The organism is Streptomyces orinoci, assembly GCF_003121295.1.
Lineage (GTDB): Bacteria > Actinomycetota > Actinomycetes > Streptomycetales > Streptomycetaceae > Streptomyces > Streptomyces orinoci.
In genome coordinates this window covers 1,283,841-1,303,731 of the sequence record NZ_PHNC01000029.1, presented here as the reverse complement: position 1 = coordinate 1,303,731, position 19,891 = coordinate 1,283,841, and the positions used below count along the sequence as shown (strand labels likewise).

15 protein-coding genes are annotated in these 19,891 nt (G+C 71.3%); 10 read left to right on the top strand and 5 right to left on the bottom strand.

Going from position 1 to position 19,891, the window contains the following annotated elements:
• Positions 1 to 236 precede the first annotated feature (236 nt).
• Positions 237 to 2,534 carry a protein kinase gene (locus CV755_RS20630; protein ID WP_109281668.1) on the top strand — a complete coding sequence of 766 codons (2,298 nt, stop codon included), beginning with the start codon at positions 237 to 239 and terminating at the stop codon, positions 2,532 to 2,534.
• On the opposite strand, the gene CV755_RS20625 is transcribed toward CV755_RS20630, so the two are convergent.
• Positions 2,519 to 4,072, bottom strand: coding sequence for a class I adenylate-forming enzyme family protein (locus CV755_RS20625; protein ID WP_109281667.1), 1,554 nt, complete (start codon positions 4,070 to 4,072; stop codon positions 2,519 to 2,521). The two genes, CV755_RS20630 and CV755_RS20625, sit on opposite strands and share 16 nt — an antisense overlap.
• A gap of 146 nt (positions 4,073 to 4,218) precedes the next feature.
• Here CV755_RS20625 and CV755_RS20620 point away from each other — a divergent pair, with 146 nt between their 5' ends.
• From CV755_RS20620 to CV755_RS20605, 4 genes are all read left to right on the top strand, one after another.
• A complete protein-coding gene (locus CV755_RS20620; RefSeq protein WP_109281666.1) occupies positions 4,219 to 5,427 on the top strand; it encodes an amidohydrolase family protein in 1,209 nt (402 codons plus the stop codon).
• The gene (locus CV755_RS20615; protein WP_109281665.1) at positions 5,424 to 6,599 is read left to right on the top strand and encodes an acyl-CoA dehydrogenase family protein; all 1,176 of its coding nucleotides are present in this window, start codon (positions 5,424 to 5,426) and stop codon (positions 6,597 to 6,599) included. The genes CV755_RS20620 and CV755_RS20615 overlap by 4 nt, the downstream gene beginning before the upstream one ends.
• Positions 6,600 to 6,601: 2 nt before the next feature.
• On the top strand, positions 6,602 to 7,651 hold the full coding sequence (locus tag CV755_RS20610) for an acyl-CoA dehydrogenase family protein (RefSeq protein WP_109281664.1): 1,050 nt from the start codon (positions 6,602 to 6,604) through the stop codon (positions 7,649 to 7,651).
• Positions 7,652 to 7,991: 340 nt separating this feature from the next.
• Positions 7,992 to 8,480 (top strand): ATP-binding protein, encoded by a 489-nt coding sequence (locus CV755_RS20605; protein ID WP_193553436.1) that lies wholly within the window; start codon positions 7,992 to 7,994, stop codon positions 8,478 to 8,480.
• 270 nt (positions 8,481 to 8,750) lie between these two features.
• On the opposite strand, the gene CV755_RS20600 is transcribed toward CV755_RS20605, so the two are convergent.
• Positions 8,751 to 9,677: a cyclase family protein gene (locus CV755_RS20600; RefSeq protein WP_109281663.1), complete on the bottom strand. Its 927-nt coding sequence runs from the start codon at positions 9,675 to 9,677 to the stop codon at positions 8,751 to 8,753.
• Positions 9,678 to 9,773: 96 nt separating this feature from the next.
• On the opposite strand from CV755_RS20600, the gene CV755_RS20595 reads away from it, so the two are divergent.
• From CV755_RS20595 to CV755_RS20575, 5 genes are all read left to right on the top strand, one after another.
• Entirely contained in the window at positions 9,774 to 10,685 is a 912-nt protein-coding gene (locus CV755_RS20595) for an SDR family NAD(P)-dependent oxidoreductase (protein ID WP_109282003.1), read from the top strand.
• Positions 10,686 to 10,727: 42 nt separating this feature from the next.
• The gene (locus tag CV755_RS20590; RefSeq protein WP_109281662.1) at positions 10,728 to 11,891 is read left to right on the top strand and encodes an acyl-CoA dehydrogenase family protein; all 1,164 of its coding nucleotides are present in this window, start codon (positions 10,728 to 10,730) and stop codon (positions 11,889 to 11,891) included.
• Positions 11,888 to 13,351, top strand: a complete 1,464-nt coding sequence (locus CV755_RS20585) for an aldehyde dehydrogenase family protein (protein ID WP_164503304.1) — start codon at positions 11,888 to 11,890, stop codon at positions 13,349 to 13,351. Before CV755_RS20590 ends, CV755_RS20585 begins: the two co-directional genes overlap by 4 nt.
• Positions 13,352 to 13,481: 130 nt before the next feature.
• The gene (locus CV755_RS20580) at positions 13,482 to 14,546 is read left to right on the top strand and encodes a Zn-dependent alcohol dehydrogenase (protein WP_109281661.1); all 1,065 of its coding nucleotides are present in this window, start codon (positions 13,482 to 13,484) and stop codon (positions 14,544 to 14,546) included.
• A gap of 218 nt (positions 14,547 to 14,764) precedes the next feature.
• Entirely contained in the window at positions 14,765 to 15,874 is a 1,110-nt protein-coding gene (locus tag CV755_RS20575) for a hypothetical protein (protein WP_109281660.1), read from the top strand.
• A 19-nt stretch (positions 15,875 to 15,893) separates the two neighbouring features.
• Here the strand turns inward: CV755_RS20575 and CV755_RS20570 are convergent, their stop codons facing one another.
• From CV755_RS20570 to CV755_RS20560, 3 genes are all read right to left on the bottom strand, one after another.
• The gene (locus CV755_RS20570; protein WP_241561311.1) at positions 15,894 to 16,517 is read right to left on the bottom strand and encodes a flavin reductase family protein; all 624 of its coding nucleotides are present in this window, start codon (positions 16,515 to 16,517) and stop codon (positions 15,894 to 15,896) included.
• 76 nt (positions 16,518 to 16,593) lie between these two features.
• Positions 16,594 to 17,451 carry an enoyl-CoA hydratase/isomerase family protein gene (locus CV755_RS20565; RefSeq protein ID WP_109281659.1) on the bottom strand — a complete coding sequence of 286 codons (858 nt, stop codon included), beginning with the start codon at positions 17,449 to 17,451 and terminating at the stop codon, positions 16,594 to 16,596.
• A gap of 196 nt (positions 17,452 to 17,647) precedes the next feature.
• Positions 17,648 to 19,873, bottom strand: coding sequence for an acetate--CoA ligase family protein (locus tag CV755_RS20560; RefSeq protein ID WP_109281658.1), 2,226 nt, complete (start codon positions 19,871 to 19,873; stop codon positions 17,648 to 17,650).
• Between the last annotated feature and the right edge of the window lie 18 nt (positions 19,874 to 19,891).

Genomic DNA, 19,891 nt, shown 5'->3' with positions numbered 1-19,891 from the left:
CTAGGTGCCGGGTCAGTTGAGGGCCCTGTGACCACTGGGTCGGCTGTCCGGCCGGTTGCCGGCGGGCAGTGGCAGTCCGGCCGGACGAGCTGCGCCGTACGGCCCCGAAAGGGGCTCTTCGGCACGTATCGTGAGGGAGTGCGGACAGCGCGCAGCCGTGCTCCAGGGCAACTCGCGCTGTCGGTACGGCCGTTCGGGCTCTGGCGACACGGGTAACGCGCGCTTGGGGAGGCGTCGTGGACGATTACGCGGGCCGGGTGCTGGCCGACCGCTACCGCCTGCCCCGGCCGCCGTCCGATGCCTTCGAACTGGTGGAGACCCGGGCCTTCGACACCTACAGCGGGCAGGAGGTGCTGGTCCGCCAGATCCCGCTGCCTGAGGTGGTCGAGGCCGAGCTGGTGGACGGTCCGGGCGAGCAGGGCACCCGAGCGGAGGCCGCCCACCCAGAGCGCACCGTGGCGGGGCCCGGCGACCCCGCGGTGCGCCGGGCGCTGGCTGCCGCCACCGCGGCCGCCCGGATCCCCGACCATCCCCGGCTGGACCAGGTCTTCCATGTCTTCGCCGAGGCGGGCAGCCTGTGGATCGTCAGCGAGCTGGTCTGTGCCCGTCCGCTGGCCGCGGTGCTCGCCGAGCGCGCCCTCTCCCCGCACCGGGCCGCCGAGGTGGCCGCCGACATCCTCACCGCGCTGCGTGCCCTGCATGCCCAGGGCTGGACGCATCGCAACATCACCACCCGTACCGTGCTGATCTGCGAGGACGGCCGGGCCATCCTCACCGGGCTGGCAGCCGGAGCGGCGGAGGAGGCCCTGTGCGGCTATGACCCGGTGCCCCCGGTGACACCGGTGCCCCCGGTGACCGACGAGGCCCCTTCGGGTCCGTCCGGGCCCTCCGGCGGGGCCCGGGTGCCCGCCCAGGCGGGCGGTGGCGCTCCGGCCGGGGGGCGGCCCAAGCCAGGGGCCATTGCCGCCTACCGGGCGGGCGCCAAGGCCGGTGCCGCACGTGGCACCCTGCCCGCCCCGCCGACCGGCTCCGCCACCTGGGGTGGCGGCAGCGCGGCCAGCGGCACCGCGCCCGCCCCCGGCGCACCCTCCCCGCAGAGCGCCCGCTGGAACGCCGACGCGCTGCTCAAGGACAGCACCTCGGGCCGTAGCACCTCCGGCCGCAGCACCTCGGGCCTCAATGGCACCAGGACCGAGGCCCCGGCACCCGCCGGGCGGACCGACGGCAGCTGGGCGCGTACCCCCGGCCCCGGCGGCGCACTCGCCGCCGAACGCGCCCGCCAGGCAAGGATGCTGGTGGTGGGCCCGGTCACCGAACGCTGGGCTCCCGAACAGGCCTGGCCGCTGACGGAGAACTGGCAGCTCGCCCCGCCGGTCGGCCCCGCTGCCGACCTCTGGGCGCTGGGCGCCCTGCTGTTCCGGGTGGTCCAGGGCCACGCCCCGTACCCGGAGGAGAACACCGCCGACCTGGTCCGGCTGGTGTGCGAGGAGCCCCCCGCCTATGCCGAGGAGTGCGGTGCGCTGCGCCCGGTGGTCGAGTCGCTGATGCGCAAGGACCCCGCGGAGCGGCCCGACTTCGAGGAACTCCGCGGCTGGCTGCGGTCATTGATCCGGTCGGCTCCCGAGCCGGATATCGGCAGCCGGACCGTCACCGTGCCCTCCACCGCTCTGGGCGTCGAGGCCGCTACGGGGGGCGGGCGGTTGCCCACCGTGCGGCGGCGGGGGGAGCTGATGCGGCGGCGCGGACGTACCGCCGCAGGCCCGGCCGTCCATGGGCGGCACAAGAGAGCCGGGGAGCGGGAGCCGGGCGGGGAACGGTCCAGCGCCTATCTCCAGGAGCAGCGGGTGCGCGCCGAGGCAAGCCCGCACCGGCTGGGGCGGCTGCTGCTGGGGCTGATACTGATGCTGCTGGTGGCCGCCGTGCTCTATGCGCTGCTCTTTATGCCACGGGCCACGGAGAGCGCGGGCCAGGGCACCGGGGACCACACCGCCGCCACCCAGGCACTGAGCGCGGGCCCCAACAGCCCCGCCCCGGAGGGCAGCGAGGGCCCCGGCTCCTCCGCTGCCTCCACCGCCGGAGAGCCGGCCAAGGGCTTTGCCCTGCGCCATGACCCCAAGGGGTTCACGGTGGCGGTGAGCAAGGACTGGCAGCGCCAGGAGGACACCGCTCGCGGCCAGGTGGCCTTTGTCCAGGGCGACTTCCGCCTGCTGGTGGTTCCCGGCCGGGACAAGGCGGCCGAGTTCGGTGATGATCCGCTGGCCTACCAGGAGGAGAAGGAGCCGGAGCTGGACCCCTTCCGCGCCTCGGCCTGGTCCGGCGCCTCCGATCTGCGCCGGGTGGATGTCGGCCGCAACCCGGGAGCCCAGGGCACCTTCAACTGGACCGACGGCGCCGGCCACCAGCTCTATGTGCGCAACTCCGCGGTGATCCTGGACGGCCGCTACCATGTGCTCCAGGCGATCGGCCCGGCCACCGGACAGCGCTCGGTGGACGCCTTCTTCGAGCAGGCCACCACCAGCTACCGCACCGGCTGACCCCCGGCCCCGCCGGAGAAACGCGCCCGCAGCTCGTCCTTGAGCACCTTGCGCAGGGTATGGCCACGAGGCAACTCGGCCACGATCTCCACCTGTTCGGGCAGCTTGTACACCGCCAGCCCCTTACCGCGCAGATATCCCGACACTTCCGCCAGCGTCAACCGTTGCACGTCCGGGCGGAGTTGGAGTACGGCACAGACCCGCTCACCGCGGTCCCGGTCGGGCAGCCCGATCACCGCGACGTCCTCCACGGCCGGGTGGGCCCGCAGCAGCCGCTCCGTCTCGGAAGCGGAAATGGTCTCTCCCTTGCGGATGATGATGTCCTTGAGCCGTCCGGTGAGCACCAGATATCCGTCCGGGGTCAGCCGGCCGAGATCGCCGGTGGGCAGAAAGCCGTCCCGGTCGAAGGCCCGGCCCCGGTGGCCCGGGTCGGCATAGCCTCGGCAGAGGGCCGGGCCGCGCACCCTGATCTCGCCTTCGGCCCCGGCGGGCAGCGGGGTGCCGTCGGCGGCGGTCACCCGGATCTCCATGCCGCCGAAGGGCCGTCCCTCGGTGGCTGCCAGCCGCTCCGGCGGGTCCCCGGGGGTGCCCATGGTGATCAGCGGGGCCTCTGTCATCCCATAGCCGTGCAGCAGTGAGCAGCCCAGTTCTCCGGTCACTTCCCGGTGGAGCGCGGGCGGCCGGGGCGCCCCGCCGCCGGCCAGCATCCGCAGCGCGGGCAGCAGCGGACGGTCCAGGGCCTTGCGCTGCTCGGCGAGGAACATGGCGTAGAAGGCGGTGGAGCCGCCCGCGATGGTGACCCGGTGGCGGCGGTAGGCATCCAGCGCTCCCGGCAGGGCGAAGTGCTCGATCAGCAGGGCCGGAAAGCCGCACAGCAGCAGCATCACCAGGTATTGCACCCCGCCCACATGCGCGTAGGGGAAGGCGATGGAGCCCACGTCCGCCCGTTCCGGCCGCAGCGCCTCGGCCAGGGCGGCGCCCGCGGCGAGCAGTGAACGGTCGGTGTGCAGTACGCCCTTGGGGTCGGCGGTGGTTCCCGAGGTCCAGTAGACCCAGCGGACGGCCGATCCATTCGCCGGTTCCGGGGGTACCTTCGCGGGAGTGCCCTCGAGATCACCGGGGGTGATCACCCTTGGGGGGCGTGGGAGAGTGTCCGCCAGCCCGCGGGCCATGGCCGTGTGGTCGAAGCCGCGCCAGACGCCCGGGACCACGAAGAACCCCGCACCGGTGGTGCGCAGTGCGTGGCCCGCCTCCTGGTCCCGGCCGTGCGGGATCAGCGGGCTCTGCAGCGCGTCCAGCCGGGAGAGGGCGAGGGAGAGGACCACGGTCTCGATCCGGGTGGGCAGTTGCCACAGCACCCGGCTGCCGGACCGCACTCCCAGCCCGCTGAGGCGCCCGGCGGTGTCCAGGGCCCGTTGGCGCAGTTCGGCGAAGGTGAGGACGCGGTCGTCCGCCGCCTGGATCAGGGCGGGTGCGCCGGGGGTGCGTTCGGCGCGGCGGTCGAGGAGTTCCCATAGCGTGCCGGGCACCGGGAGCATGTCCCACCCCCTGACTAACTGACGCTGTATCAGCCGGAGTTCCGAGCCTAGGGCGGTGGCCGCTTGCCGGTCCAGGGGGCGGCGGCTAGCTTCGGACTCAAACCTGACGGATCGTCAGACTCGGATCCTTCGCAAGGAGGGCTCCCGTGGAACTGCCCCTCATCATCAGCGTGGACGACCATGTGATCGAGCCCGCCCACCTCTTCGACACCTGGCTCCCGGCCGCCTACCGCGACCGGGGCCCACGGCCGCTGACCACCGGCATCGGTGCCCTGGAGTACACCGGTGGGAAATACCGCTTCACCATGGACCCCGATGGCCCCCCGGCCGACTGGTGGATCTACGAGGACCTGGCCTTCCCCTACAAGCGCAATATCGCCGCCGTCGGCTTCGACCGCGACCGGATGACCCTGGAGGGGATCACCCGCGCCGAGATGCGTCCCGGCTGCTGGGACCCGGGAGAACGGCTCAAGGACATGGACCTCAACCATGTGGAGGCGTCCCTGTGCTTCCCCACCTTCCCCCGCTTCTGCGGCCAGACCTTCGCCGAGGCCCAGGACAAGGAGGTCGCCCTGGCCTGCGTCCGCGCCTACAACGACTGGATGGTGGAGGAGTGGTGCGGTGACAGCGGCGGCCGGCTGATCCCGCTGTGCCTGATCCCGCTCTGGGACGTGAACCTGGCCGTCCGGGAGATCCACCGCAACGCGGCCCGCGGGGTCAGGGCCGTCACCTTCAGCGAGATCCCCACCCACCTCGGCCTGCCCAGCATCCACTCCGGCTACTGGGATCCCTTCTTCGCGGCCTGCCAGGAGACCCGGACCGTGATCGCCATGCATATCGGCTCCTCCTCCCAGATGCCCGCCGCCTCCCCCGACGCACCCCCCGCGGTCCAGGCGACCCTGTCGTTCAACAACGCCATGGCCTCCCTGGCCGACTTCCTCTTCAGCGGCGTCCTGGTCCGCTTCCCGCGGCTGAAACTGGCCTACAGCGAAGGCCAGATGGGCTGGATCCCCTACGCCCTGGAACGGGCCGACGACGTCTGGCGCGAACACCGGGCCTGGGGCGGGGTGCGCGACCTGATCCCCGAACCGCCCTCCCGCTACTACTACCGGCAGGTCTACTGCTGCTTCTTCCGCGACAAACACGGCATCGCCGCACTGGACACCGTGGGCCGGGACAACGCCACCTTCGAGACCGACTACCCCCATGTGGACTCGACCTTCCCGCATACCAAGGCCGTCGCCCTGGAACACGTCCAGGGCCTGGACGAGGAAACCGTCCACAAACTGCTGCGCGGCAACGCCATCCGGATGCTCGGCCTCGACTTCGACTCCGCCCGCCCGGCCGCCTCATGAACCTCGACGACACCCCCGAGGAAGCGGACTTCCGCCACCGGCTGCGCTCCTGGCTCCACCGGACCCTGCCCACCCTGCCCCCCGCCCCCGCCGCCGATGACTGGCCTGCCCGCCGTGCCCACGACTGCGCCTGGCAACGGGCCCTGTACGAGGCCGGATACGCCGGACTGCACTGGCCCTGCGAGGCGGGCGGCCAAGGGGCGGGCCCACTGCGCCACTTGATCCTCCTGGAAGAGGCCGAACAGGCCGGCGCCCCCTATGTGGGCGCGGGCTTTGTGGGACTGCTGCACGCCGGGCCCACCATCGCCGCCGAGGGCACCGCCGCCCAGCGCGCCCGCTGGCTGCCGCCGATCCTGCGCGGCGAGGAGGTGTGGTGCCAGGGCTTCTCGGAACCGGAAGCCGGCTCCGACCTCGCCGCCCTGCGCACCCGCGCAGTCCGCGACGGGGACAGCTACCTGGTCACCGGCAGCAAGATCTGGACCTCCCACGCCCAGATCGCCGACTGGTGCGAACTGCTGGTCCGCACCGACCCCTCGGCCCCCCGGCACCGGGGACTCAGCTGGCTGGCCATGCCCATGAACGCGCCCGGGGTGACGGTACGGCCGCTGCGCACCCTGGCAGGCTCCACCGAATTCGCCGAGGTCTTCCTGGACGAGGTGCGGATCCCGGTCTCCTGCCGGGTGGGCGCCGAGAACGACGGCTGGCGGGTCTCCATGGTCACCCTGTCCTTCGAACGCGGCACCGCCTTCGCCGGTGAAGTGGTCGCCTGCCGCCGTACCCTGGGCCGGCTGGCCCGCGCCGCCCAGGCCAATGGAGCCTGGGAGGACGCCGTGCTGCGCCGCCGACTGGGACGGCTCCACGCCGAGTTCACCGCCCTCTGGCGACTGGTCCAGGCCAATGTGAGCGAGGCCGAACACTCCTGGCGCTCCGGGGAAAGCGCGGTACCCGGCGTGGGCGGCTCTGTCTTCAAACTCCGTTACTCCCACGCCCGCCAGGAACTCTACGAGGCCGCCGCCGAGGTGCTGGGCCCCCTGGCGCTGGACGCCCGGCGGAACTGGACGGCCGACCGGCTCTCCGCGCTGGCCTACACCATCGCCGCGGGTACCTCTCAGATCCAGCAGAACATCATCGCCGAGCGCATCCTCGGCCTGCCCAGCGGACGTTGGAGGTGACCATGGACTTCCGGCTCACCGAGGACCAACGGCTGCTCCGCTCGGAAACCCGCCGGCTGTTCACCGCGCTCTTCCCCCGCGAGCGTCTGCGGCAGTCGGTCGAGGCCGTCGGCGAGGACTTCGACCGGGCGCTATGGCGGAAGTTGGGCGACGCCGGACTGTTCTCCCTCCGGCTGCCGGAGCGGGACGGCGGCGCCGCACTGGCCCTGCCGGAGGCCGTCCTGCTCTTCGAAGAGGCCGGACGGGCCCTGCTGCCCGGCCCGTTGACCGCCACCCACCTGGCGGCCGGACTGGTACCCGGCGCGGCCGAGGGCACCTGTGTGGTGACCGCGGTGGACCGCCCGGGGCCCGCCGAACACCTTGCCACCGCCGATGCCCTGCTCCTGCTCGACGGTCCCCGCCCCCGGCTGCTCCCGGCCGCCCAACTCAGTGGGCTACTCGGCGCCTTGCCCGACTCCACCGACTCCACCGACTCCATCGACCCGACCACCCCCCTGCATCTGCTGCCGAGGCTCCCACCCCCCGACACCACCCGGCCCATCCCCGAAGCCGCCGCCTCCCGGCTGCTGCTGGAGGCCACCGTACTGACCGCTGCCCAGCAACTCGGCAGCGCCGGGCGCACCCTGGAGATGGCGGTCGATCACGCGAAAGTCCGTACCCAATTCGGCCGGCCGATCGGCGCCTTCCAGGCGGTGCAGCATCTTTGCGCCCAGATGCTGGTGCGCACCGAACTCGCCCGGGCCGCGGTATATGCCGCATCACTCACCGCGCTGCCGCCGGATGTCGCGGCCGCCAAACTCCTCGCCGACGAGGCCGCCGTACGCAATGCCCGTGACTGTCTGCAAGTGCATGGCGGCCTGGGCTTCACCTGGGAGGCCGATGTCCATCTCCATCTCAAACGGGCCTGGCTCAGAGCCGCGCAGTGGCAGACGGCGGCCCGGGCCGAGACCGCACTGGCCGAGGAGCTCCTCGCCGATCGCCGCTCCGTCCCGCCTCAGACGATCGTAAATCCGCTCGGGCGAAACCCTGAGCGACCCGCAAACCGACAGTAACCACCCGCAGGGAAATGCGCGGTTGAGCCGGAAGGAGAGAACACACTGCGTTGATATCGAGTTGTGTTCTGCGCGTAACTCGCCAGGGCGCGGAGCGGGATCAACGCTCGGGTACGCTCCATTGGTGCGTTTCGGGGCGGGGCAGGTGAATGTCTCCGAACCGAACCCGTGCAATGTGCGTCGCATGGTCTCCGGCAGACTCATTCCTTTGCGCGGGAATATGCCGACAGCGTTTGTTGGGGTAACTCAGCGTCAACCATGGTGTCGTGGAGGGAGATCACCCTCGGTGACTCCGCTAGGGCGCGAGACGTTGTATCCGCCGGTTCGGATGGTGTGAGCGTTGCAGGTGCTTCAGATGCAGATGGAGGTGCGGGCCGACCCCGCCGAGGTCGGCCGGGCTCGCAGGTGGGCCCGGTCGAGGCTGGCCGGCTCGGGGATAGGCGCTGACGAGCCGCTGGTGGACGCGCTGATCCTGCTGGTCTCGGAGCTGGTGACCAATGCCGTGGTGCACACCGGATGTCCCGGCGTGCTACGGATGTTGTTTCCCGGGGCTGGTGGTGCGCCCGGTGCGGTCACCGGCTCCCGGCCCGGCACCGTCCGTGTCGAGGTGACCGACCACAGCTCCCGGCCGCCCCGGCAGCGTTGTGCGCGCGGTGAGGACACCGGAGGACGCGGCCTCGAACTGGTGGAGGGTCTCGCCGACCGCTGGGGCTGGCAGCCGGAGGGCACCGGTAAGCGCATCTGGTGTGAGATCGACCGGGGTTCATCGCCGTTGACGCGGTGGAGTGGTGCTTTTGAGCCACAACACGCCGTCACAAATGGGGCGTAGGCGGCAAAGTCCAGACCAGGTGTTGACGTGAAGTGGCCACCTGATCACCCTTGGATGAAGCGATTCGTTGCGAGGGGACGTCGAGAGGCCCATGTGAACCGGGCTGCCTTGGCGAGTGCGGGTCGCGGAACCGGCGCACAACAGGGCTCAAGCGCCGGAGCTGGGCGGCGGCGCACGGTGCCGTGCTCGGGGTGTGCATCTGTACGCCGCCGCCCGCCCGATCTCTGAGAATTGGCGCATAACGGCCGGTTGTCAGATGTGAGCCGAGTTTCAGAAGACGGCCACTGGTGCCACTGGTGCGCCCACCGCGCCCACAAACGGTTCGGGAGTGGCCGCCAGCAGGAATGAATAGCGCCGCTCCTCCGCGCACACCCTGGAGAGCTGCTCCAGGTTCCAGTTCTGGCCCTGGAGCATCCCCATCTCGACCAGATGCAGTGCGTGCACCCCCAGCCACAGCCCCTCGATCTCCGGCGGGATGATTTCGAAGGTCAGGGTGTCATTGGCCACGGCCGCGACATCCCGTGCGTGGAACCACTCGGGTGTGCGGATGGAGAGCCCGGGCGAGGGGTGGGCGTAGCCGTCCTTGTCGCCTGCCAGATACCGCTGGATCTGTCCCGTGCGGACCAGCACGATGTCCCCGGCCGCTATGGTCAGGCCGGCCAGCTCCTCCGCCGCGGAGAGGTCCTCCGGGGTGACGGCATGGCCGCCGGGGAGGCGTTCCACACCCCGGGCCCGGGCCACGTCGAGCAGTACTCCCCGGGAGACGACCGGCCCGGCCTTCTCCAGCCCGCTGAACGCGGCCCTGCCATGCGCGGTGACCGACGAAGCCGGACGGCCGTTGTAGATCCTGCCGGCGTGGGAGACATGGCCGAGCCCGTCCCAGTGGGTGGCCGCCTGCAGGCCCATGACCACCATGTCGTCACTGGTGGCCACCGTGCCGGGGCCGAACATCTCCAGGTTCACCGCGACCATGGTGTGCAGGGGATTGACCCTGCCGGGGATCAGCCCGGTCTGCACCCCGTCCAGGCGCAGCGGCAGCGCCAGGGGGACCCTTCTCCCGCTGGTCACACAGGCGGCGGCGGAGCGGACAACGGCACCGGTGATCAGATTGAGGGTGCCGGTCTCATCGGCCGCGCCCCAACGCCCCCAGTTGCTGACCCGTTTGGCGATCTCATGGAACTCGTCCGGCAGTGACATCGTTGCCTTCCCTTCCGCTACCGCGGGGCTTGTGCTCCGGCCCGAGCTGCCCAAAAATCTAACGGGCCGTCAGAAGCGCGGGAAGGGGTGTCCACCGTGGGGAACTTCTTGGCAGGCAAGGTGGTCGCCGTCACCGGTGCGGGGCGTGGCATCGGCCGGGCGGTAGCGCTGGCCTGCGCCGCCGAGGGCGCCAAGGTCGTCGTCAACGACTACGGCGTCTCGGTCTCCGGTGCAGAACCCACCAGCGAGGTGGCGGCCGCCGTCGCCAAGGAGATCGAAACCGCCGGTGGTGAGGCGATCGCGGTGGCCGATGATGTGTCCACCATGTCCGGCGGCCAACGGGTCGTGGACACCGCCGTGGACCGCTACGGCCGGCTGGACGGAGCCGTGTGCGCGGCCGGCATTCTCCGGGAGCGGATGATCTTCAACATGACCGAGCAGGAATGGGACCCGGTCATCGCCACCCACCTCAAGGGCACCTTCACCGTGCTGCGCGCCGCCTCCGCCGTGATGCGCCGCCAACGCGGCGGGACCTTCATCGGGTTCACCAGCGGCAACCATCAGGGCAGTGTCTCCCAGGCCAACTACGCCGCCGCCAAGGGCGGGGTGATCTCCTTGGTGCGCAGCGCGGCCCTGGGCCTGCGGAAGTACGGGGTCACCGCCAACTGCGTGGCGCCGGTGGCCCGTACCCGGATGTCCGCCGAAGTGCCCATGAAACTGGCCGAGATGGGCGAGCCCGAGGATGTGGCCCCCCTGGTGGTCTACCTGCTCAGCGAGCGGGCCCGGGAACAGGCCATCACCGGTCAGGTCTACACGGTGGCCGGACCCAAGATCGCGGTCTGGGCGCAGCCCCGTGAACTGCGCGCCGCCTACGCGGATGGCGCCTGGACGCCCCAGCGGATAGCCGATCTTCTCCCCGGCACGGTGGGCACCGACCCCATGCCCATGCTCGCCCTGGTGGACGCCATGGCCGAGGCCGCCGCGGCCAAGGCACGTCCCAACCTCTGACACAGCCGCCGCGGGCGGGCGGCACCGGCGGAAGGAGCGGGCGTGGACTTCGCGTTCGGCCCGGAAGACCAGGAGTTCCGCACGGCGGCCCGGTCCTGGCTGGCCGGGCACTTGACCGGCGGCCCGGCTCCGCCGGCCGGCCGTCGCTGGGAGCGGCTGCTGGGGGAGGGCGGCTGGATCGGCCTCGCCTGGGACCGGAGCCGTGGCAGCTATGGCAACCGGTCGGCGAGCCTCAGCCAGCAGGTCGTCTGGGCCGAGGAGTACGCCCGGGCCGGCGCACCGGCCCGGCTGGGGCATATCGGTGAGCGGCTGCTGGCCCCCACCCTGCTCGCCGATGGCGACGACGCGCAGTGTGCCCGCTTCCTCCCCGCCATCGCACGGGGCGAGGAGATCTGGTGCCAGGGGTACAGCGAACCCGGCGCCGGGTCCGATCTGGCCGCCGTACGCACCGCCGCCACCCCGGACGACGGCGGTCGCAGCTACCGGATCGAGGGCCACAAGATCTGGACCTCGCTCGCCCACCAGGCGGACTGGTGTTTTGTGCTGGCCCGTACCACCAGGGGATCGCGCCGCCACCAGGGCCTGTCGCTGCTGCTGGTGCCCATGGACCAGCCCGGCCGGATCGAGGTCCGGCCCATCCGCCAACTGCACGGGGACGCCGAGTTCAATGAGGTGCTCTTCGACGGCGCGACGGCCCGAGCGGAGCACCTGGTGGGCGGGGAGGGCAACGGCTGGCGGGTCGCCGTGGGCCTCCTCGCCCGGGAACGCGGCGTGTCCACTCTCGCCCAGCAGATCGGCTTCGCGGCGGAGCTGGGCCAGGTGATCAAAGCGGCGGTGGACAGCGGTGCCGCAGCGGAGCCGGTGGTGCGTGACCGGCTCATACGGCACTGGGCGGAGTTGCAGACCGTGCGCTGGAACGCCCTGTGCACCCTTGGGGCGGCCGATGACCCCGGGGCGCCGAGCGCCGCCAAGCTGCTGTGGGCCGGCTGGCACAAGCGGCTCGGCCAACTGGCGATGCTGGTGCGTGGAGCCGCCGCCGCAGTCGGACCGGACGGCTGGAGTGCCGACCGCCCGTACCAACTCGACGCCTGGCAGCGTCAGTTCCTCCTCTCCAGAGCCGACACCATCTACGGCGGATCGGACGAGATCCAGCGCACCCTGATCGCCGAGCGCGTCCTCGGCCTGCCGAAGGAGGTCCGGCCGTGAGGGCCTATGGACACTGGATCGACGGGGCGTGGCGCACGCCTGACAAAGGGCACTATGCAGTTGTCAATCCGGCGACCGAGCAAGTCGTCGGGGAGGCCCCGGAGGCGACCGAAGCCGAGGTCGCCGAAGCCGTGACCGCCGCGCGGGCCGCGCAGGGCGGCTGGTCGCTCACCGGTCCACGACAGCGTGCCGCCGTACTGGACCGGGTGGCCGATCTCCTTGTCCAACATGCGGCGGAACTGGTTCCGTTGATCCAGGCCGAGACCGGCGCCACCCTGCGCGTCGCCTCCGCCGTGCAACTCCCCTCGGCCGTAGACCGGTTCCGGCGCGCTGCGCGCGGCGCGCTGGAGCCCGATGTCCTGCCGCTTCCGCCATGGCCCGTACGGGCCAGTCCCCTTGCCCCCGGCGGCCTGATCGGCGCCGCCGCGGTCCGGCGCCCGGTGGGCGTCGTCGCCTGCATCACCTCCTACAACTTTCCGCTGGCGAATCTGGCGGGCAAGGTCGCACCCGCGCTGGCCATGGGCAATACCGTCGTCGCCAAACCGGCGCCCCAGGACCCGCTCTGCTGCCTGGAGTTGGGCCCGCTGTTCCGGGAAGCCGGCTGCCCGGACGGTGTGTTCAACGTCGTCACCGGCTCCGGGACAGGGGCGGGCGAACTGCTGGTGTCCCAAAGCGGCGTCGATATGGTGAGTTTCACCGGATCCACCTCAGTGGGAAGGAAGATCGCTCAGACCGCCGGACGGTCGATGAAACGCACCCTGTTGGAGCTGGGCGGCAAGGGCGCGGCCATCGTCCTGGGCGATGCCGACGAGAAGGTGCTCAGGTCGGCGATCAAGGCGGTCGGGTCGGTCTGGTCCTTCCACAGCGGGCAGATCTGTACGGCACCGACCCGGGTGCTCGTCCAACGGCCGTTGTACGAAAGGGTCGTCACCGGTCTCAAAGACTACGCTGAGTCACTGACAATGGGAAGCCCTGTGGAAAACTCCACCGACATAGGGCCGTTGATCTCTGCTGACCAGCGGAAACGGGTGGAGGCCTATATCGAGGGTGCCCGGGTGCAGGGAGCCCGGATCGTCACAGGCGGTGTCCGCCCGCCGCTGGAACCCGGCTTCTATGTGGCGCCCACCCTGATCACCGAGGTCACTCCCGAGATGGCCGTGGCCCGTGAGGAGATCTTCGGGCCGGTGGTGGTGGCACTGCCCTTCGAGGACGAGGACCAGGCGGTCCACATCGCCAACGGCACCTCCTATGGCCTCTACGACTACATCTTCAGCTCCGACACCGCGCGGGCCTGGGCCCTCGCCGGCCGCCTGCACAGCGGCAATGTCGGCATCAACACCCTCCAGCGGCACCCGGAAACGCCGTTCGGCGGCTGCAAGGGGAGCGGAGTCGGGCGCGACGGTGGCTCCTTCGGGCTGCATGCCTACAGCGAACTCCAGTCGGTGGTCTGGCCGTCCTGAGGGCGGAGCGCAAGCCGGGCCGGATGCCGGACGGCCGGATACCGGGCCGCCGGAAGGCGCACCGCCGGACGCCGGACGGCTGGATACCGGAGTGCCGGATGCCAACCGGATACCAGAGGAAGAAGTGGTCATGAGAGGCGTGATCTTCGACGGTGAGCGGCCCCTGGTCGTGGACGATCTCCAGGTCCGTGCGCCCGGGCCGGACGAGGTCCAGGTCTCCCTGGCGGCGGCCGGCCTCTGTCACAGCGACCTCTCCGTCATCGACCGCACCATTCCTCACCCTGCTCCGGTCGTCCTGGGGCATGAGGGCGCGGGGCTGGTCACCGAAGTCGGTGCGGGTGTCGCCGGTCTGGTGCCCGGTGATCATGTGGTGCTCTCCACCCTGGCCGCCTGTGGCGCCTGTGCCGACTGTGACCGGGGGCGGCCCACCATGTGCCGGCGCTCCATTGGCCGGCCCGGGCAGCCCTTCTCCCGGCAGGGAGAGCCGTTGTTCCAGTTCGCGGCCACCTCGGCCTTCGCGGAGCGCACGGTCGTCAAGGCCGTACAGGCGGTCCGGATACCCGCCGAGGTGCCGCTGACCTCGGCGTCCCTCATCGGCTGCGGCGTCCTGACCGGGGTGGGGGCCGTCCTCAACCGGGCCCGGGTCGGTCAGGGCGAATCCGTGCTGGTGATCGGCGCCGGTGGTGTCGGACTCAATGTGCTGCAGGGGGCCAGGCTCGCCGGAGCGTCTCCGGTGATCGCGGTGGATGCCAGGGCGGCGAAGGAGGAGACGGCCCGGCGGTTCGGCGCCACCCACTTCATCGATGCCGCTACAACCGAAGTGGCGCAGGCGGTGCGGCAGATCGCGCCCAGCGGTGTGGATCACGCCTTTGAGTGCGTGGGCGAGGCCCGGCTCGTCCGGCAGGCCGTGGAACTGCTGGACCGGCACGGTCAGGCGGTGCTGCTCGGTGTCCCGCCCCATGGGGCGGAGGTATCCCTTCCGATTTCCGCCCTCTATCTGGACAAAGCGGTGCTGGGGTGCCGCTATGGCTCCTCCCGTCCGCAGCACGACGCCGCCCTCTACGCACGGCTGTACCAGGAGGGGCGGCTGCTGCTGGATGAGCTGGTGACGGCCGTCCACCCCCTGGAGGACTTCCCGCGAGCGGCGGAGGACCTACGGCGCGGCCGGGTGGCCCGCTGTGTGCTCGCTTTCTGAGGCGGGCCCGGCTGTGGAGCCGTTCGGCTCCGCTCACCGCCTACGCCCATCAGGGATCAATCGGTAACAATGGGGCCTCCGAGGGGCCGCGGTGATGACGCGGTGGTGCGCCCGGACCTCCCTGCCGGCGGATTCAGTGGGGTGAGCGGGGTCTCGAAACCCTTCGCCACGCAACCTCTCGGCCTCTGGGGGAATCTTTCAGGGAGAGAGGGGCCGATATGACACAGCAAGCCGAGCCGGACGCGATACCGGACGAGGCGACGACGGCGAAGGCCGCGGCCGCGGGACCAGACGCGGACGCGGAGCCGGCTGCCAAGCCGGCCGGCGACCAGGCAGGGGAGACCGGCACCCCGTCCCGGCAGGAGACCGGGCCGGATGGTTTCGGCGCCGCGTTCTGCGCCTCGATGGCCACGCTGAGCGCCGAGGTCGTCATCGCGGCGACCACCGGCCTGCTGGTGCTGCTCTCCCGGGAGCACGACGGGCTGCCGCACGGCATCCTCCTGCTCGCCGCCGTATCGCTGGCCGCGCTGCTGCTGACCGTACTGCTCAGCGGTTTCGTCACCGCCGCCGCCGTGATGCCCGCCCTGGCTCTCGCGCGCCGTGCGGCACGGCGCGCGGGACGCCCCGCGCGCTGGCCATGGACGTTGGGCGCCGTGGCTGCGGTGTCGGCGGCCGGAGTGGTCACCTTCGGCGCGGTGGCGGCGCTCGGCAGCCTCTCACTCGCCCACCCGCTGGCCTACCTCGTCTGGTGGGCGTCGCTGACCGTGGGGCTGCTGCCGGCGGCCTTCGTGGCCCGCCTTGCCGACCGCCGGGCCAGGACCGGACGGGCCGGCAGCATGGCCCGGAGAGTGACCCGGGACGGCGCCATCGCCTGGGTCGCCATCGGTGCGCTGGGCGCGGTGCTGTACGGCACCGGTCTGGTGGACGTGTACAAGCCGCCGAAACTGCATAAGTCGGATCTGGCCGGCGTCTGGGACGACGGGCGCGGCGGCCGGGTCGAACTCAGCGACAACGGCACCGCGGTGGCCAATGGGCTCGACAACTACCTGTGGGACGGAACGGGCCAGGACAAGGCCAAGGACTGCAATGGCTCCGGCACTTGGTCGCCCATGAAGGACAACGGCCAGGTCCAGGGAGTGCACCTGGAGATAGCCAAGTGCGGTTTCAACCGCAACTGGAGCGTGGCCGGCACCGCCAAGGAACCCCGGATCTTCTACGGTGTCGGCAAGCCTGGCTCCGGAAAGCGTTATGAACTGAAGAAGCTCGTCAAGGGCAGGAGCGCTGGCAAGGCCAGGGTCGGCACCAAGGCCAACCCCGAGAACGAGTGAGCCCTTTGGGCGGCATCCCTCAGCCCTCGAAGGTGCCGAAGGCGCCCCGGTGGAACAGCAGTGGCCCGGCTTCGGCGGCGGTCTCGTCCGTCCCCAGCGCCAGCACGCCGCCCACCACGATCAGGTGGTCACCGCCGGTGTGAACCGCATGGATGGTGCAATCGACCCATGCGGCTACACCGCCAATGCGGGGTGAGCCGGTCAGCGGAGACGGTTCATAGGGCACCCCGGAGAACTTGTCGCGCACCCGGGAGCCGCTGACCGCGAAGTTGCGGCATATTTCAGCCTGTTGAGCGCTCAGGATATTGACGCAGAACACCCCGGCGCGGGCGATGCGTGGCCAGGTGGTGGACGTCCGGCCCACCATAAAGACCACCAGCGGCGGTTCCAGAGACAGTGAGGCGAAGGACTGACAGGCGAAGCCGGCCGGCGGCTCGCCGTCGTCACCGCCCGGTGCGGTGATCACCGTCACGCCGCTGGCGAAGTGGCCCAGCGCATGCCGGAATTCCTCCGGTGGCGGCGGCAACGGCTCACCGGCGCGCACCGCCCGCAGCATCCGAGGCGGCGCCTCCGGGGGGCTTGGCAAGGGCCCCTGAGCGCGCAGGTGGCGCAGGGCGGCGGTGGCCATGCCCGCGTGTCCCATCACTCCTCCATTGAAGCCGACGGGCAAAGGGTGGGGAAGGCGGTCCGGGAGATCTCCGGGTTCAATAGGGGTCGCATCATCGGCCCCGGTAGCGCGGAGCGCGGTGTTCCAGGAAGGCGGCGATGCCTTCGGCCGCGTCGGCGGTGTTCATATTGATCTCCTGAGCGGAGGCCTCGGCGGCGAAGGCGGCGGCCCGGTCCGACTCCCCGGCGGAATTCACCAGTTGCTTGGTCAGCGCCAGCGCCCGGGTGGGGCCGGCGGCCAGTCGTCCGGCCCATCGCTCCGCCGTTGCCGTCAACTCCGCTTCCGGGACAACCCGGTTCACCAGGCCAAGATGGTGTGCCTCGGGGGCGGTCAGCGGATCGCCGAAGAACATCAGCTCCTTGGCCCGTTGCGGACCCACCAGGCGGGTCAGCAGATAGGCGCCGCCCGCGTCGGGGACCAGTGCGCGCCGTACGAACACCTCCAGGAATGTGGCCCGTTCCGAGGCCAGCACCAGGTCGCAGGCCAGTGCCAGGTGTGCACCCAGGCCGGCGGCGATCCCGTTGACCGCGGCGATCACCGGCTTCTCGCAGTCCAGTACGGCACCGATCAGCCGCTGGGCGCCTTGGCGGAGGGTACGGGCCACATCGCCCGGAATCCGCTCGGCGGCCGTCGGCCCGGCCGCCGCACGGAGGTCGGCTCCCGAGCAGAAGCCCTTGCCGGAACCGGTGATCACCAGGGCTCGGACAGCCGGGTCCGAAGAGGCCAGAAAAAATTTTGAGATCAGCCATTCACGCTGGTCAGGGGTGATGGCGTTGATCGTTTGGGGACGGTTGAGCGTGATCCAGGAGACCCCGTTGTCAGTGGTGTGCTCTATCAATGTCCCATCGGCTCCACCGGGTTCGGCGGAGTCACCGTAACCGGGGGATGTGTTCTGGGGGGAGAGGGTCATGACGGAGCTCCATGGGTCATGGGCCCGGGCCTTGGCCGGCCGGGCGGTACGGGCATGGCTGGCGATCGGGAACGGCGGGCCTCCGCCCTGGCGGGGGATCCGGAACGGCGGACCTCCGCCGTGGCGGGCGGCTGCGGGCGGTGCGCTGCCCCGGCGAGCAGTTGCGGATGGTGCGCCGCCGCCCCGGCGGGGTGGTTCAGCGGCAGTAGGCCAGGGCGTCCAGAGCCACCGCGCCCTGCCCGCGCTCCAGCAGGACCAGGGGGTTGACGTCCAGTTCGGCCAGCGCGTCATCCAGATCCAGAGCCATCCGCTGGATGCGCAGCACCGTCTCGACCAGGGCGTCCACATCGGCCGGGGGAGCCCCCCGCGCCCCGTCCAGCAGCGCCTTCCCGCGCAACTCGCCCAGGGCGTCCCTGACCTGGCGCTCGCCGAACGGCGGGACGCATACGGTGGTGTCCCGCAGCACCTCGACGAACACCCCGCCCAGGCCGACGGTCACGGTGGGCCCGAACAGGCTGTCCTGGGAGAGGCCCACGGTCATCTCGACTCCTCGCTCGATGAGTTGGCAGACCAGCACTCCATCCAGCGGGATGCCCTGGGCGCGAGCGATCTCGGTGAGGTCGCGGTAGGTGTCACGCACCTGGCTGGCCGAGGTCAGTCCGATGCGCACCAGCCCGAGTTCCGTCTTGTGGGCCAGTTGTGGCGCGGAGGCCTTCATGACCACCGGGTAGCCCACCTGCCCGGCCGCCCGTACGGCCGCGGCCGCGCTGGTCACCAGCTGTTCTCTTGGCACGCGTATGCCATAGGCGCGCAGCAGTTGCTTGGCCGAGTGCTCGCTGAGCTGCTCACCCGGGCGCAGCAGTGCGCGTGCCTTGCCGGCCGCGGGGGAGGGAGTGCGGGGGGCGTTCTCGAAGGGCGAGCGGTAGTCGGCGACAAAGCGGTGGTGGCGGAAGTAAGCACGCAGGGCGGTCACACAGTTGCCGACGCTGCGGAAGGTGATCACACGCGAGGAGCCCAGCAGGGTGCGGCGGTAGGCGTCCTCGGTGCCGACCGGCGAGCCCCACACCACACACACCGGTTTGTCGGTCTGCTCCGCCGCGTCCACCAGGTCCTGGGCCAGCTTGTCGCTCAGTGGGGGGAACGGGCCGCTGATGGGGCAGACCAGCACGCCGACGGCGGGATCGGCGAGCAGGGCGTCGATGATCCGGCGGCCGCGCCAGTCGCCCACTGGATGTCCGCCGTTGTCCACCGGGTTGGCGACGCCGAGGTGTTCCGGGATCCACTGGTGCAGCTCCCGCTGCTTCTCGGGGCAGAGGGTGGGCAGTTGGAGACCGGCCGCCGTGGCCAGGTCCGCGAAGTGGGCCCCGGAGCCCCCGGAGATCGAATACGCGGCCACGCCGGTGGCCAGCGGTGGCCGGGCACGGGCGAGCAGGGTGGCGGTGTCCTGAAGCTCGTCCAGCCCGGTCACCCGGATCACGCCGAACTGGCGCATGGCCGCGTCCACCACCGCGTCGGCACCGGTGAGTTTGCCGGTGTGGGTGGCGGCGGTGCGGGAGCCGGCCTGGGTGCGGCCGACCTTGACCGCCACCACCGGTACTCGGTGGCGGGCGGCGCGGTCGGCGGCGAGCAGAAAGGCTCGTCCGTCCTTGAGGCCCTCCAAATAGGCGGCGATGGCGCCGACTTCGGGGCGGGTGGCGAAGTAGGAGAGGAAGTCGGCGCACTCCAGGTCCGCCTCATTGCCGGTGGGCGCCCAGTGGGACAGCCGGATGCCCAGCTCCTGGAGGGCGAACAGCGGGCGGCCCTGGTGGCCTGACTGGGTGATCAGTGCGATGGCCGGTCCGTCGAGGTCTTCGCGGAAGGTCTCGAAGGCGTTGAGGTTGGTGTTGGGGCCGAGCAGACGGACCCCGGTGCGCCGGGCGGCGGCGGCCAGCCGCTCCTGGGCCTGGGCACCCTGGGGGCCGGTCTCGGCGAAGCCGGAGGCGAAGATCACAGCGAACCGGGCCTTGCGCGCGCCGAGTTCCTCGATCACCGGCAGGGGGTCGGCGATGAGCAGGGCGGCCACGTCGATGCCCGGGGGGAGGTCATGGACGGAAGGGAGGCAGGGCAGGCCGAAGACGGAGTCACGAGAGGGGGTGACGGGGTGGACGCGGGCGCCGACGCGGGCGGCCCAGCCGATGAGTTGGCGGGTGATGCCGGTGCCGGGGCGGCCCTCGGTGTCACAGGCGCCGATCACGGCCAGGGTTCGGGGGCGGAAGAACCGGTCGAGGTCGGGGACGGCGGAGGTCAGGGGGCGGCCGCCGGCGTCCAGGTCGGCGGTGGTGGCGGCGTCACCGTGCACGGTGAGGCCCGGTCGTTCGCCGCAGGCCACCACACGGGCCGGTCGGGAGGTGGTGGTGAGGGTGCCATGAGTCGATCCAAGCATCGTTCTCGCCCACTCCTG

Excerpts from the sequence above, each read along its gene's own strand:
- CV755_RS20625 (WP_109281667.1), bottom strand. The coding sequence starts at position 4,072 with ATGCTCCCGGTGCCCGGCACGCTATGGGAACTCCTCGACCGCCGCGCC.
- CV755_RS20615 (WP_109281665.1), top strand. The coding sequence starts at position 5,424 with ATGAACCTCGACGACACCCCCGAGGAAGCGGACTTCCGCCACCGGCTG.
- CV755_RS20610 (WP_109281664.1), top strand. The coding sequence starts at position 6,602 with ATGGACTTCCGGCTCACCGAGGACCAACGGCTGCTCCGCTCGGAAACC.
- CV755_RS20600 (WP_109281663.1), bottom strand. The coding sequence starts at position 9,677 with ATGTCACTGCCGGACGAGTTCCATGAGATCGCCAAACGGGTCAGCAAC.
- CV755_RS20580 (WP_109281661.1), top strand. The coding sequence starts at position 13,482 with ATGAGAGGCGTGATCTTCGACGGTGAGCGGCCCCTGGTCGTGGACGAT.
- CV755_RS20575 (WP_109281660.1), top strand. The coding sequence starts at position 14,765 with ATGACACAGCAAGCCGAGCCGGACGCGATACCGGACGAGGCGACGACG.
- CV755_RS20570 (WP_241561311.1), bottom strand. The coding sequence starts at position 16,517 with ATGGGACACGCGGGCATGGCCACCGCCGCCCTGCGCCACCTGCGCGCT.
- CV755_RS20565 (WP_109281659.1), bottom strand. The coding sequence starts at position 17,451 with ATGACCCTCTCCCCCCAGAACACATCCCCCGGTTACGGTGACTCCGCC.
- CV755_RS20560 (WP_109281658.1), bottom strand. The coding sequence starts at position 19,873 with ATGCTTGGATCGACTCATGGCACCCTCACCACCACCTCCCGACCGGCC.